The sequence below is a fragment of the Streptomyces sp. Tu 2975 genome (assembly GCF_009832925.1).
Classification (GTDB): domain Bacteria; phylum Actinomycetota; class Actinomycetes; order Streptomycetales; family Streptomycetaceae; genus Streptomyces.
Map to the genome: position 1 here is coordinate 5,056,328 of NZ_CP047140.1, position 13,938 is coordinate 5,070,265.

Annotated in this window: 12 protein-coding genes and 1 tRNA gene; 6 read left to right on the plus strand and 7 right to left on the minus strand. The window is 71.5% G+C overall.

Annotated elements, in window-relative coordinates; genetic code table 11:
- Nucleotides 1–17 precede the first annotated feature (17 nt).
- Nucleotides 18–518 (plus strand): DUF3830 family protein, encoded by a 501-nt coding sequence (locus GLX30_RS22450; RefSeq protein WP_159691738.1) that lies wholly within the window; start codon nt 18–20, stop codon nt 516–518.
- Nucleotides 519–521: 3 nt separating this feature from the next.
- Here GLX30_RS22450 and GLX30_RS22455 read toward each other — a convergent pair whose 3' ends face one another.
- Together GLX30_RS22455 and GLX30_RS22460 are read right to left on the minus strand one after the other, a co-directional pair.
- Nucleotides 522–1,907 carry an amidase gene (locus GLX30_RS22455; protein ID WP_159691740.1) on the minus strand — a complete coding sequence of 462 codons (1,386 nt, stop codon included), beginning with the start codon at nt 1,905–1,907 and terminating at the stop codon, nt 522–524.
- A complete protein-coding gene (locus GLX30_RS22460) occupies nt 1,888–2,850 on the minus strand; it encodes a D-2-hydroxyacid dehydrogenase (RefSeq protein WP_159691742.1) in 963 nt (320 codons plus the stop codon). The genes GLX30_RS22455 and GLX30_RS22460 overlap by 20 nt, the downstream gene beginning before the upstream one ends.
- A gap of 95 nt (nt 2,851–2,945) precedes the next feature.
- Here GLX30_RS22460 and GLX30_RS22465 point away from each other — a divergent pair, with 95 nt between their 5' ends.
- The 4 genes from GLX30_RS22465 (at nt 2,946) to GLX30_RS22480 (ending at nt 7,671) form a co-directional block, all read left to right on the plus strand.
- Nucleotides 2,946–3,743: an aspartate/glutamate racemase family protein gene (locus tag GLX30_RS22465; protein ID WP_244258255.1), complete on the plus strand. Its 798-nt coding sequence runs from the start codon at nt 2,946–2,948 to the stop codon at nt 3,741–3,743.
- Nucleotides 3,740–4,459, plus strand: a complete 720-nt coding sequence (locus GLX30_RS22470; protein ID WP_159691746.1) for a decarboxylase — start codon at nt 3,740–3,742, stop codon at nt 4,457–4,459. Before GLX30_RS22465 ends, GLX30_RS22470 begins: the two co-directional genes overlap by 4 nt.
- A 171-nt stretch (nt 4,460–4,630) precedes the next feature.
- Nucleotides 4,631–5,740 carry an LLM class flavin-dependent oxidoreductase gene (locus tag GLX30_RS22475; RefSeq protein ID WP_159691748.1) on the plus strand — a complete coding sequence of 370 codons (1,110 nt, stop codon included), beginning with the start codon at nt 4,631–4,633 and terminating at the stop codon, nt 5,738–5,740.
- A gap of 209 nt (nt 5,741–5,949) precedes the next feature.
- On the plus strand, nt 5,950–7,671 hold the full coding sequence (locus GLX30_RS22480) for a glycosyl hydrolase family 18 protein (RefSeq protein WP_159691750.1): 1,722 nt from the start codon (nt 5,950–5,952) through the stop codon (nt 7,669–7,671).
- Nucleotides 7,672–7,784: 113 nt separating this feature from the next.
- Here GLX30_RS22480 and GLX30_RS22485 read toward each other — a convergent pair whose 3' ends face one another.
- A complete protein-coding gene (locus tag GLX30_RS22485) occupies nt 7,785–9,617 on the minus strand; it encodes an EAL domain-containing protein (RefSeq protein ID WP_159691752.1) in 1,833 nt (610 codons plus the stop codon).
- A 478-nt stretch (nt 9,618–10,095) separates the two neighbouring features.
- Between GLX30_RS22485 and GLX30_RS22490 the strand changes: the two genes are divergently transcribed.
- Nucleotides 10,096–11,274 carry a M6 family metalloprotease domain-containing protein gene (locus tag GLX30_RS22490; protein WP_347879807.1) on the plus strand — a complete coding sequence of 393 codons (1,179 nt, stop codon included), beginning with the start codon at nt 10,096–10,098 and terminating at the stop codon, nt 11,272–11,274.
- Between the two features lie 62 nt (nt 11,275–11,336).
- Here the strand turns inward: GLX30_RS22490 and GLX30_RS22495 are convergent.
- The 4 genes from GLX30_RS22495 to GLX30_RS22510 form a co-directional block, all read right to left on the minus strand.
- A tRNA-Lys gene (locus tag GLX30_RS22495) sits at nt 11,337–11,410 on the minus strand.
- Nucleotides 11,401–12,018, minus strand: a complete 618-nt coding sequence (locus tag GLX30_RS22500) for a bifunctional DNA primase/polymerase (RefSeq protein WP_159691754.1) — start codon at nt 12,016–12,018, stop codon at nt 11,401–11,403. Before GLX30_RS22500 ends, GLX30_RS22495 begins: the two co-directional genes overlap by 10 nt.
- 172 nt (nt 12,019–12,190) lie before the next feature.
- A complete protein-coding gene (locus GLX30_RS22505) occupies nt 12,191–12,532 on the minus strand; it encodes a hypothetical protein (RefSeq protein ID WP_159691756.1) in 342 nt (113 codons plus the stop codon).
- Between the two features lie 80 nt (nt 12,533–12,612).
- Nucleotides 12,613–13,896 carry an AAA domain-containing protein gene (locus GLX30_RS22510; protein WP_159695181.1) on the minus strand — a complete coding sequence of 428 codons (1,284 nt, stop codon included), beginning with the start codon at nt 13,894–13,896 and terminating at the stop codon, nt 12,613–12,615.
- Nucleotides 13,897–13,938 lie beyond the last annotated feature (42 nt).

Genomic DNA, 13,938 nt, shown 5'->3' on the forward strand with positions numbered 1-13,938 from the left:
CGGGGTATGCGTATGAGATGGCCGACCGATACCTGACCGTTGCCTTGAGCAAGCGAGGCGTGGAGTGCACCGCCCGTCTGCTCTTCGACAAAGCCCCGCTGACCTGCGCGGCGGTGTGGGAGGCGCTGCCGCTCGCCGGAGATGTCTACCACGCGAAATACGCGCGGAATGAGATCTATGCGCTGCTGCCTGCCTTCGCCGCGCAGGAGCCGCCGCTGGAGAACCCGACGGTTACCCCCATCCCGGGCGATCTGTGCTATTTCACCTTCACGGATGTGCAGTTGGGCACGGACTCCTACGGCTACGGGTCCGCCGCCGCGCACCGCGGGCGGGCGACGGTCGTGGACCTCGCGCTGTTCTACGAACGCAACAACCTGCTGCTGAACGGGGACACCGGATGGGTGCCGGGCATCGTGTGGGGCGAGGTCGTGGAAGGGCTCGACGTGATGGCCGACGCGTGCCAGGACCTGTGGCGCACGGGGGCGGCCGGGGAGACGCTGTCCTTCCGGCGGGCGTAGAGGTCACCGGCCCGGTACGCCCGACTCGTACAGCGAGTGTGCCGCGCGCAGCACGACCGCGTCCGCGTGCCGCGGACCGACCAGTTGGACGCCGATCGGCAGGCCCGCCTCGTCCGTGCCGCACGGTACCGACGCCGCGGGCTGCTGCGTGAGGTTGAAGGGGTACGTGAACGGCGTCCACCCCGTCCAGCGGTGGTGCGGTGAGCCCGCGGGGACCTCCACGCCCGCCTCGAACGCCGTGATCGGCAGCGTCGGCGTGACCAGCAGGTCGTACGACGTGTGGAAGCGGCCCATCCGCCGGCCCAGTGCCATCCGCGTGTCGACCGCCGCCAGATAGTCGAGCGCGCTGTACTCCTCCCCGGCCGCGACGATCTCCCGGAGGCCGGGGTCGAGCAGGTCGCGCTGCTTCGTGCCGAGGTGCTGCACCAGACGGGCCGCGCCGCTGAACCACAGCGTATGGAAGGCCTCGACGGGGTCGGTGAAGTCGGGGTCGGTCTCCTCGACGTACGCCCCGGCCTCCGCCAGCGCGCCCACGGCCCGCCGTACGGCCGAGGCGACGGCGGGCCGTACCGCGACCTGGCCGCCGAGCGACGGTGAGTACGCGATCCGCAGGCCCTTGACGCCCTCGGCGAGGCCCGCCGCCACCGAGGAGGAGGGGCCCAGATGGGACCAGTCACGCCAGTCCTCGCCGGTGATCACGTCGAGCATCAGCGCCGCGTCCGCCGCGTCCCGTGTCAGCGGCCCGACGTGGGCCAGCGTCCCGAAGGGGCTCGACGGATACATCGGCACCCGCCCGTACGTCGGTTTGAGCCCGAAGACACCACAGAAGGAGGCCGGGATACGTACCGAGCCGCCACCGTCCGTCCCGAGCGACAGCGCGCCCGCGCCGAGCGCGACGGCCGCGGCGCTCCCGCCGCTGGAGCCGCCCGCGGTGCGCGACGGGTCCCAGGGGTTGCCGGTCACCCCGTGCCGGGGTGAGTCGGTGACGCCCTTCCAGCCGAACTCGGGGGTCGTCGTCTTGCCGAGGAACACCGCGTTGTGGGCCCGCAGCCGGGCGACCGACGGCGCGTCCTCGTCCCAGGGGCCGTCGCTGCCGATGGTCCACGAGCCGCGCAGTGTCGGGCCGCCGCGCTGGAGCAGGATGTCCTTCACCGTGACGGGCACCCCGTCCAGCAGCCCTTCCGGCTCGCCGTGGTGCCATCGCCGCGCCGACGCCTCCGCCTGAGCCATGGCCTCCTCGGCGTCGACCCGGACGAAGGCGTTGACCTGCGGTTCCGTCTCCTCGATCCGTTCCAGTGCCGCGCGGGTCGCCTCGACGGGGGAGAAGTCGCCCTTTCGGTAGCCGGCCAGCAGTCGACGTGCGGTGAGGTCAGTCAGGCGAGTCGTCATGCATGGGGACGTACCCACGTTTCTTGTCCACCACGTTCGGAAGGGGCTTTCCGGCGGACCACAACTCGTACATGTCGACGAACTGTTCCCCGAGCCGGTCGCGCCAGCCGACCGTGTCCCCGCTCATGTGCGGGGAGACGATCAGGCCGGGCGTGTCCCACAGCGGACTGTCGGGCAGGAGCGGCTCCTGCTCGAAGACGTCGAGGGCGGCTCCCGCGATCCACCGCTTGTCGAGCGCGGCGACCAGGTCGCTCTCGACCACGAGCGGCCCGCGACCCACGTTCACGAAGCGCGCGGAGGGCTGCATCAGGTCGAAGCGCCGGGCGTCGAACATGCCCCGGGTGTCGTCGGTGAGCGGCGCCGCGCACACCACCCAGTCCGCGCGGGCCAGCAGCGGATCGAGGTCGCGGACGCCGTGGATGCCGTCGCGCGGCGTCCGCCCGACGACGGCGGTGCGGATCCCGACCGCCCTGAGCGTGCGGGAGATCGCCCGGCCGATGGGTCCCGCTCCCACCACCGCGGCCCGCGTCCCGGCCACCGACAGGCCCTCGCGGTGGCGCCAGCGCCGCTGCCGCTGGAGGTCGAGGGTGCCGGGCAGGTCCTTGGCCATGGCCAGGACCAGGGCGGCCACGTATTCGGCGATGGGCGCCTCGAAGATCCCGCGGGCGTTGGTCACCACTGTGTCGGATTCGGCCAGTTCCGGGCAGAGCAGCCGGTCCACGCCGGCGCTCGGGGTGTGCACCCAGCGCGGCCGCGGGCCGTCGCCCGGCCAGGCCCGGCGTACCGCGTCGGAGGTGAAGTCCCACACCAACAAGGCGTCCGCGGAGGGGAGTTGGTCAGCGAGAGTGTCCTCGTCCGCGTAGGCCACACGGACCTTGCCGGTCAGCCGGCCGAGCCGCGGCAGGGGATCGGCGGCCAGGACGAGAAGTTGTGGTTCGGACATCGGGCGGAGACCGCTTCCTCACGTCTGACATGTACGGATTGACCACGCTCGCACCCGAACCTACCGTCGTCAACAAGACACCGAGGGGGCCTGCGATGGATGTCTCCTTTCTGGGTGGACCGCAGCCGCAGCACGGCGTCGGTGTGGTCGCCCCGTTCGACTTCGCGCTCGACCGTGAGCTGTGGCGCTGGGTCCCCGACGACGTCTCGCTGCGTCTGACACGGACCCCTTTCGTGCCCGTGGGGGTCTCCCTCGACCTGGCCCGAATGGTGAGTGAGCACGAGACGCTGCGTGAGGCCGTACGTGCCCTCGGCGCGTCCGAGCCCGAGGTCGTCGCGTACGCCTGCGCCTCGGGCAGTTTTGTGGGGGGCCTCGCCGGGGAACGCGCCATGTGCGAGGTGATGAACTCGGCGGGCGAGGTGCCTTCCCTCACCACCTCCGGGGCGCTGCTGCAAGCGCTGGAGGAGCTCGGCGCCCGCCGGATCGCCCTCGTCACGCCCTATACGGAGTCGGTCACCCGCTCACTGGAGGCATATCTGGGAGAAGCTGGAGTGACGGTGACGGGCTGCGCCTTTCTGGGCCTGACCCGCCACATCTGGAAGGTGCCGTACCGGGCGGTGGTCGACATGGCGAGAACGGCGGTGGTCGGTGCGGCCGACGCGTTGTTCATCAGCTGCACCAACCTGGCGACGTACGACACGATTCCGCAGTTGGAGGCCGAACTGAGGATGCCGGTGCTGTCCGCCAACCAGGTGACGATGTGGGCCGCGCTGCGCGCCATCGGCTCCCGGGCCGTCGGCCCTTACCAGGCACTACTCATGGAGCCCGAGGCACTCGCAGGGACGCTGCCGGACGCGCAGCCGGAGCCCGAAGAACAGGAAGGCTGGACATGACGACGGTCGGACTTCTCTACCCGGGACACTTCGCGGAGGACGACTACCCACGGCTCGAGGTCCTGCTGGACAGCGACATCAGGCTGCCCATCATCCACACCGACATCGGCGAGGACGCGCACCGCGTCGACGCGCTGCTGAAGATGGGCGCGCCGGAGCGGCTCGCCGCCGGTATGGAGGCGCTGCGGCTGGAGGGGGCCGAGTCGGTGGTGTGGGCATGCACCAGCGGAAGCTTCGTCCTCGGGTGGGAGGGCGCCCACGAGCAGGTGCGTGAGCTCGCCAAGGCGGCCGGGCTGCCCGCGTCCAGCACCTCGTTCGGCTTCGTGCACGCCGTGCGGCACCTGGGCACGCCGCGGGTCGCGATCGCGGCCACCTATCCGGCGGACGTCACCGAGTACTTCGCGGCCTTTCTCGAGAAGTCCGGCGCGGTGGTCGTCTCCGGCCGGGACGCCGGCATCCTGACGGCCGAGGAGGTCGGCACCTGGGACCGGGAGCAGGTCCTCGACCTCGCCCGTTCGGCCGACCACCCCAACGCGGACGTGGTGCTGATGCCGGACACGGCCCTGCACACCGTCGCCCATCTGGCCGACCTGGAGGAAGCGCTGGGCAAGCCGGTGCTGACCGCGAACCAGGTGACCGTGTGGGAGGGACTGCGGCTGGCGGACCGGCGTGCCTGGGGAGACAAGCTGGGCCTGCTGTTCGCCCGCCCCGACTGAGCCCCGCCCCTTGCCGTGACGGCCGGCGTTCCCCGAGGGGACGCCGGCCGGCCGCTGTACCGGGCCGCCCACCGGTCACGCGGACCGACCTCGGGGTGTGCGGGGAATAACCGGAGACGCCCTCCTGTTGGCTGTCGAGGCTACGTACGACAGACGCAGGAGGGCCCAGCGGTGAACGCAGATGCAGTGGACGAGATCCGAGGTACGGCGACCGGGACCGCCCCCGTACCCCTGTCCGTGCTCGACCTCGTCACCGTCGGCAGCGGGCGCACCGCCACCGACGCGCTGCGTACCAGCGTGGACCTGGCACGGCTCGCGGAGAGCCGCGGCTACCACCGGCACTGGGTCGCGGAGCACCACTCCATGCCCGGCGTCGCGTCCTCGTCCCCGGCCGTGATCCTCGCCCATCTCGCCGCCCACACCGAGCGCATCCGGCTCGGCTCCGGCGGTGTGATGCTGCCCAACCACGCCCCCTTGGTGATCGCGGAGCAGTTCGGCACCCTTGAGGCGCTCGCCCCGGGCCGGATTGACCTCGGTCTCGGCCGGGCTCCCGGCACCGACGGCGCGACGGCAGCTGCCCTGCGCCGCACCGACCGGCTGAACGAAGGGGCGGACGACTTCCCGCAGCAGCTCGCCGAGCTGACCCGCTTCCTGGACGACGACTTCCCCGACGGGCACCCGTACGCCCGCATCCACGCCGTCCCCGGCCCCGTACAGGCCACCTCGCCCGGCGGTGTCCAGTCGCCGGCCCGCCCGCCGCTGTGGCTGCTCGGTTCCTCCGGGTTCAGCGCACGGCTCGCAGGCGTGCTCGGGCTCCCGTTCGCCTTCGCGCACCACTTCTCGGCACAGAACACCGTCCCCGCGCTGGACCTCTACCGCGAGTCCTTCCGGCCCTCCGCGGTGCTCGACGCCCCGTACGCCCTGATCGGCGTCTCCGCGCTCGCCGCCGACGACGAGAAGGAGGCCCGCCGGCAGGTCCTCACCGGCGCGCTGTCCATGGTGCGGCTGCGCACCGGCCGGCCGGGGCTGATCCCGACGCCGCAGGAGGCGGAGGCGTACGACTTCGGCCCGATGGAGCGCGAGGTCGCCGAGAGCTGGCTGCGCAACGTGGTGCACGGCACGCCGGACGCCGTCCGTGCCGGACTCGACGATCTCCAGAAGCGCACCGGCGCCGACGAGTTGATGATCACGGCCAACGCGCACGGCGGCGATGCCCGGCTGCGCAGCTACGAACTCATCGCCGACGCGTACGGACTTCCGGCCGCGCCGGTTCCTTCCTGAGCCGTACGGCAGTGGCTCATTAACGAGGCCTTAAGCCGCTCGTCACCGATGGTGGCGAGCGGTTTTTCGCAAGTGCGCAGGCTTTTGACGCGTGCTTTCTGGCTCAAATTGGTCTAGTCCTCATTTGGTGCAGACCATTGACGGGGGCTCCGGGCGGCGGCTATCACTGCTCCAACTCCTGTACCACGCACCCCCCTCGGAGGCCGCACGTGCACGTCCGTAGACCCTTGCTCGCAGCGCTCACCAGCGCGGCGCTCGCCGCCGGAGCGCTGGCGGCCGTCGTCGGCCCCGGTTCCGCGCAGGCCGCCGACACGGCCCCGGCGGCCGCTTCGACCGGTGGCGTCAAGATCGCCTACTACGACCAGTGGAGCGTGTACGGCAACGCCTTCTACCCCAAGCACCTCGACACCCGGGGCATCGCGGAGAAGCTCGACGTCGTCAACTACTCGTTCGGCAACATCCACCCCACCGAACTGACCTGCTTCGAGGCCAACAAGGCCGCCGGCGACGACGCCGACCCCAACGCCGGTGACGGCGCGGGCGATTCGTACGCCGACTACCAGCGCTCCTTCTCGGCGGCCGACAGCGTGGACGGCGTGGCCGACACCTGGAACCAGCCGATCGTGGGTGTCTTCAACCAGTTCAAGGAGCTGAAGGCCAAGCACCCGCACTTGAAGATCAACATTTCGCTGGGCGGCTGGACCTACTCCAAGTACTTCCACGACGCGGCCAGGACGGACGCGAGCCGCAAGAAGTTCGTCGCCTCGTGCGTCAAGCAGTACATCGCCGGAGACCTGCCCGTCGAGGGCGGCTACGGCGGCCCGGGCACCGCTGCCGGCATCTTCGACGGCATCGACATCGACTGGGAGTACCCGGGCTCGCCCGACGGTCACCTCGGCAACCACTACGGCCCCGAGGACAAGCAGAACTTCACGCTGCTGCTGGCCGAGTTCCGCAAGCAGCTCGACGCGTACGGAGCCGCCCACGGCGGCAAGAAGTACCTGCTCACTGCCGCCCTGCCGGCCGGCCAGGACAAGATCAGGCACATCGAGACCGACAAGATCGGCGCGTACCTCGACTACGCGAACATCATGACGTACGACATGCACGGCGCCTGGGACGGCGACGGCCCCGCGTACCACCAGTCGCCGCTGTACTCCCCGGCGTCCGACCCGACCGACCCCGTCAAGCCTGGCACGCAGAAGTACTCGATCGACAACGCCATCGACGCGTGGATCGACGGCAACAGCGCCTACGGCATCGCCGGCGGATTCCCGGCCGGCAAGCTCACCCTCGGGTACGAGTTCTACTACCGCGGCTGGAAGGGCGTCCCCGCGGGCACCCGCAACGGCCTCGGCGGCAGTGCCACCGGTGCGTCGGCCGCCCGCCCCGTCAGCCGGCAGGCGGGCATCGCGCACTACAAGGAACTCGGCGGCATCGTCGACAACCCGGCGACCACCTTCTGGGACGACGAGGCGAAGGCCGCGTACTTCTACAAGGACGGCGAGTTCTTCACCGGCCTGGACCAGCGGGCCGTCCAGGCGCGGGCGGACTACGCGCACCAGCGTGGACTGGCGGGAGCGATGATGTACTCGCTGCTCGGCCTGGACACCCAGGCGACCCTGTTCCACCAGATCGTGACCGCGGTCGGCTCGTCCCCGACGGACCCTGAGCCGACCCCGACGCCGACGGAGCCGACCCCGACGCCGACGGAGCCGACCCCGACCCCGACGGAGCCGACCCCCACCCCGACGCCGACGGACCCGCAGCCCGGTTGCACCGCCGCGGCCTGGACCGCCACCGCCGTCTACAACAACGGCAGCGAGGCCTCGCACAAGGGCCGTCTCTGGAAGGCCAAGTGGTGGACGCAGGGCGAGGAGCCCGGCACCACGGGCGAGTGGGGAGTCTGGCACGACCTCGGCGCCTGCTGACCCGGGCCGCCGCCCCACCACACATCTGATCCCCCACGGCCCCGGCGGCCGTGGGGGATCCCCGTCCGTGGACCATGGCGCCCGGCCACCGCGGGCGGCGGGGCGGCTTCTCCTCAGCCGGGCGCCGTCGCGGGCTGATGGCAGGGTCCCGCGCCCAGCATCTCCGCGATGCGGTCCGGGCCGACCGCGCGTGAGTAGAGCCAGCCCTGGCCCGTGTCGCAGCCGATCCGGCGCAGCCGGGAGGCCTGGCCCGAGGTCTCCACACACTCCGCGGTGACGGTCAGGCCCAGCCGGTGGGCCAGTTCCACCAAGGCCTGGACGATCGTCTCGTCGGCCGGGTTGGCGTGTGCCTCGTCCTGGAAGCCGCGGACAAACGTTCCGTCGAGCTTCAGTACGGAAACGGGCAGCCGACTCAGATACGCGAGGTTGGAGTAGCCGGTACCGAAGTCGTCGATGGCGATGTGCACGCCCATGTCGCTCAGCGCCTGGAGCGCCTGGAGCGGTCGGCCCGCCGAGCCCATCACCGCGGACTCGGTGAGCTCCAACTGCAGCAGATGCGCGGGCAGGCCCGTCTCCGCGAGGATCTCGGCGACGTCGGCGACCAGGTCGGAGTCCCAGACCTGCCGGACGGCGACGTTGACGCTGACGAACAGCGGCGGGACGTCCGGGTGGTCGAGCTGCCACTGCCTGGCCTGCCGGCACGCCGTGCGCAGCACCCACTGCCCCAGCTGCACGATCGAGCCGTCCTCCTCGGCGATCGCGACGAACCGATTCGGCGTGAGCGTGCCGAACTGCGGGTGGTTCCAGCGCACCAGCGCCTCCACACCCCGGGTCACCCCGTCGGCCATGCCCACCAGCGGCTGGTACTCGAGGGTGAACTCCCCGCGTTCCACGGCCGGACGCAGCATCGACGAGAGCGCCTGCCGGGTCATCCGGTGCGCGTTGCGTTCCGGGTCGAAGAGCGTCCAGCGGGACTTGCCGTCCTCCTTCGCCCAGTACAGCGTCGTGTCCGCGGCCTGCATCAGGCCTGTCGCGCTCGTCCCCGACACCGCCCGCTCCACCACACCGATCGACGCGGACACCGACAGCCGCTGGCCCGCCAGGTCGAACGGTTCCTGGAGCGCGGCCAGTACGGACCTGGCGAGGTCGGCGACCTGCTCCGTGCCGGTGGAGTCCTCGACGAGGATCGCGAACTCGTCGCCGCCGAGCCGGGCGACCAGATGGCCGCCGCCGCGCGCGGAGCCGCCCGCGTCCGCGCACTCGGCCAGCCGGGTGGCGACGGCGGCGAGCAGCCGGTCGCCGACGCGGTGCCCGAGGGTGTCGTTGACGGCCTTGAAGCCGTCGAGGTCGAGGTAGCACAGGCCGATCCGGCCGCTGGATCCCTGGTCGTAGGGGGAGGACTCCAGCGCGGCGGTCAGCCGCTCGAAGAACAGCGCCCGGTTGGGCAGCCGCGTCACCGGGTCGTGCATCTGGAGGTGCCGCAGTCTGGCCCGCAGTTCGCGCCGGTCGCTGATGTCCGCGACGGACAGCAGCACGGTGCCGTTGTCGGGGACGGGCGTGACGGTCACCTCTGCCCACAGCGCCCGCCCGTCCGGGTGCTTGAGGCGGCGGGTGCAGCGGAACCGCGAGCGGCGGCCGCGCAGCACCTCGCGGTACGCGTGCCAGGTGCGGGCGTCGGAGGCGAGGTCGATGAGGTCGGCCGCGTACAGGTCGCGCAGGTCCACGGGCCGGGTGCCCAGCAGCGCTGCGAGCGCCTCGTTGGCGCTGATCACCAGGCCCTGGTGGTCGACGACGGCCATGGCCAGTTGTGCCGCGTTGAAGGCGGCCCGGTAGTCACGCAGTTCGGACGACGTCCGGCCGAAGTTGTGACGCTCCGTGACCGAGGGTCGGATGCTTCCGGGGACTGCGACGCCCGCGGGCCCTTGTCCTTCGGAGGTTCCGCTCACCGCTCACTCCCGCAGTGCAGTTGTGTCGTACAGGGTCGTACAAATGTGGTCGGGGGACGGCCCGCCAAGGCAGTCGGCGAAGAAATCCAGCAAGAACTCGGGGAAAGTGTGCCGATCATAGAGGCAGCGGACGCAGCCCTTCCAGCGTGACCATCATGCGACAGGGCCTCCAGAGGGAACGGCCGATCGTTTCTGCGCGGGTCCGGACCGGGCTCTGGCGACCCCTGACCGAATGTGACTTTCCGTGAGCCATCGGAGTGTCGCCGCATCTCGGAGCGGCATCGACCCGGTGTCAGGTCGGTCACCCGAGTGGGGCACCGGAACAGGGCGAACCATCGGAAAACATCACAAAGTGGGTGACGCAACCTGCATTCCGCAGCCGGAGGTCCACGTGGAGGGTCAGCAGTCGCCCGAGGGAACACCCGGGAGAGTGGAAAGGGTGCGGCTGCGGAGTGCCGCTGCCGCGCTCACTTCCCTCATGGCGTTCGCGGCCACCTCCCTCGTGGCCGGCCCGGCCGTCGCCGACACCGTGGGCGGCCCCTGCGCACTGCCCCGGACCGCGGCCCACCACTCGCTGGGCCTCGACACCTGGAACGCCGCGTACACCAGGCCGGCCACCGGCCTCGACGCGGTGATGATCTTCCTGTCGTTCCCGGACTCCGAGCCGATGAACGCCCCCCACGAGCTCGCCGCCGACCACTTCCCCGCCACCAGCGACTTCTTCCGGCGCGCCTCGTACGGGAAGTTCTCGCTGCGCGCCGATCCGCTGACCGAGTGGCTGCCGATGCCCAGGCCCTCCGTCGCCTACGGGATACAGCGCGACTGGGAACCCGAGAAGCGCGCCGCCTATCTGCGGGACGCGATCGGCGTGGCCGACCGTGAGGTCGACTTCTCCGAGTACGACATCGTCTACCTGGTCGCCGACCCCGACGCGCCCGGCGTCGACTCCGACGCGACCAAGGTCGTCAACTTCGACCGGCCGCTGAGCGCCGACGGTACCGACATCCGGCGCGTGGTCACCGTCTTCGAACGCCACCCGCCGGACCGCAACGTGCTCGCCCACGAGACCGGCCATGTCTTCGACCTGCCTGACCTCTACCACCGGCCCGTCGACGGCAACGGCGACTGGGACACCCACGTCGGGGACTGGGACGTCATGGGCAGCCAGTTCGGACTCGCCCCCGACCTGTTCGGCTGGCACAAGTGGAAGCTCGGCTGGCTGAGCCGGCAGGAGGTGCGGTGCGTCTCCGCGGAGCGCGGCGGCGGCATGGTGACCCTCGAACCCGTGGCGGCCGCACCCGTGGGCGGCGGGAGTATCGGCACGCGGCTGGCGGTCGTCCGCACCGGACCCGACAGCGCGCTCGCGATCGAGGCCCGCGGCGCCACCGGCAACGACACCTACACCTGCACGGAGGGTGTCCTCCTCTACCGGGTGCGGGCCGAGACGGCGTCCGGCGCCGGGCCCGTCGAGGTCGTCGACACCCATCCGGACACGGAGGCGTGCTGGGAGGAGTCGGTCTATCCGCCGCTCGCGGACGCGCCCCTGGGGGTCGGTGAGACCTTCACCATGCCGGGGCCGCCGGGCGGACGGGCACGGGTGGAGGTCGCGGAAAGGACCCAGACAGGGGCGTGGACGGTGAAGATCACCACTGCCTAGCGCCGGCCTGTTCGGGACACGAAAAAGGTCCCCCGCTCTCGCGAGGGACCCTTTTCCGTCTGTGCGCCGCCAGGGACTCGAACCCCGGACCCGCTGATTAAGAGTCAGCTGCTCTAACCAACTGAGCTAGCGGCGCCTGCTGACGTCGTAGACCTTAGCATCCTGATCGGCGGGAGGAAAAATCGATACCCGCACCCCCGCGGAGACCTTCGCGCGGACCGCCCGGACGCACGCCCACAGCAGAACCTCCGGGCCCGGGAGCCAGGGCCGGCGGGTGTCCGGGGCGACCACCCAGCGCGGCTCGGAGGCGGTCTTCGCGGGGATCAGCGGCGGGACGGTGACGGCATCGCCGGTGCCGTGGCACAACAGCGGCGGGACGGAGTCGCCCCACTCCTCCCAGTCGAGCAGCGACGGCAGCCGCTGGGCCGTGCCGGGCGCGGCGAACAACATCATCCGGCCCCGGTGCACAGCGACGGGCCCGGACCCGGGGCCCTCGGCCCACAGCCGGTCCAGCATCCGCCGTCCGAAGATCGAGGGCACGGTCACCACGTCGAACACCGTGCCGCAGGGCAGTACGGCCGGAGCGGTCGGCCGCGCCTCCCACTGGGCCAGCGCTGACCGCGGATACGTCTCCGCCGAGGCGAGCCAGCCGGCACCGGGCGGCGTCACGCGGGCCGCGGCACGGTCCTCCTCGTCGACAGCCACGTGCGTCAGCAGGGATGGGTCTCGAAGCCATGCGGTCATGCTTCATGCTTACCGGGCGTGACACTGCAATTTCATCGGGTTGGCAGAAACAAGGACAGGACGGTGCGGAGGGGAGTATCTTGCGCCGTCGGCATATGCGAGGTGATGTTGACGGGCGCCTCGCCCCCACTCCCCGTAGCGGCGGCTTCGCGCCAAGGCCCTGCCCAGTGGGCTACGTGACAGCGCCGCGCAGGAGCTCGTCGCCGAAGTCGATCATCTTGCGGGCATAGTCCTCGGTCCAGCCCGCGCGCTCCGCGATGTCCGCGGGCGTCAGCCGGTCGAAGCGGCGGGGATCCGCCAGCTGGGCCGCCGCGACGGCCTGGAACTCCACCGCCCGGTCCGTCGCCGCCCGGAAGGCGAGCGCCAGCTCCGTCGCACGGGCCAGCAATTCGCGAGGGTCCTCCATGGATTCCAGGTCGAAGAAGTGCTCAGGGTCGGCGGCAGCCTCCGACGGCTCGAAGAGCAGCGGGCCCGGCCGCATCCTGCGCTCGGTCGTCCGCTCCGGTTCCGCCATGTCCGTACTCCTCCTCGTCGCGGCCCGCGCCCCGGACCGCCATCCATTGTCCCGCGCCGCGCAAGACCGCCTCAGGCCGATCAGGGACGCCAATGCACCCGGTGTTCGGCCAGATGCGCGAACACCGCGTGATTCGCCTCCCAGCCGTCCGGGAACTTCACGGTCACGCCCAGCTGGACCGGCTCCGTGGACGGGTGCTCGTCGAGCAGCTCCCCCACACCGGCGCGGCACACCACGATGCAGGCGTGCCGATGCCGGGAGGCGAGGACGCACAGCCGGCCGGTCTCCAGGTGGAAGGCCGTCGCGTCGGGCCGGCCGGACAGGGGGTGGAGGACGACGGTCACGTCGTACTCACGGCCTTGGAGGCGGTTCGCGGTGTCGACCGTGACGCCGGTGACACCCAGGTCCGCCAGCGCGGCACGTACCGCAGCGGCCTGGTCGCGGTGGGCCGTGCCGACGGCGATCCGGTCCGCGGTGAGCGGCACCGGCTCCTCGGACCGCTCGGAGACCGTGGCGCCGCCGCGGTCCAGCAGCCGGCGGACCACCAGCGCCACGGCCCGGACGGCTTCCGGATCGGTGCGCGGCGTGTGACGCGCGGGAAGCTCCAGCAGCCCCCAGCCGGAGGCGGCCGCCTCGTCGAGGACCCGGTCGGGGCCGGACCCCTCGGACGGCACACCGAAGGAGAGCCGCCGGTCCCCGTCGTCGGTGCCGCTGCGGAACGGTGTGTACGGGTAGAACGCGTCGGACACCAGCGGCGCCGCGGAGGCCGGCAGCCGCCAGGAGACCGGCAGCCGGTGCTGCGGCAGCTCCGGGTTGTGCGCGAGGAGCGTCGAGACGGCGCTCGCGGACGGATCGTAGGAGAGCCCTGCCCACTGCTCGGCACCGACGACGGAGAACGGGTCCAGCTGGCCCGGGTCGCCGACGAAGAGCGCACGGTCGAAGAGCCCGGCGACGGCGAGCAGCGCGTCGGAGCGCATCTGGTACGCCTCGTCGACGATGGCGTGCCCCCAGGGCTCGACGCCCTGCACATGCGCCCACTTGGCCGCCGTGGAGATGACGACGTCCAGCCCGGCCAGGTCGCCGGCCTTCGCCGACGTGCGGACGTTGTCCAGCTCGTCGAGGGCCTTGTCGTACGGGTCGGAGTCGTTCGAATGGAGGCGGCCGACGGGGAGCCCCGGCTCCTTCTCCGCGAGCCGCAGCACCAGGTCGTCCACCTGCGCGTTGGTCTGCGCGACGACCATCAAGGGCCGGCCCGCGGCCGCCAGCTCGAGTGCCGCCCGCACCACCAGGGTGGACTTGCCGGCACCGGGCGGGGAGTCGACGACGACGCCCCTGGCGGAGCCGTGCAGGGTGTCGGCGAGGATGCCGGCGGTGGCACGCGCGGCCTCCGCGGCGGGATCGAACGG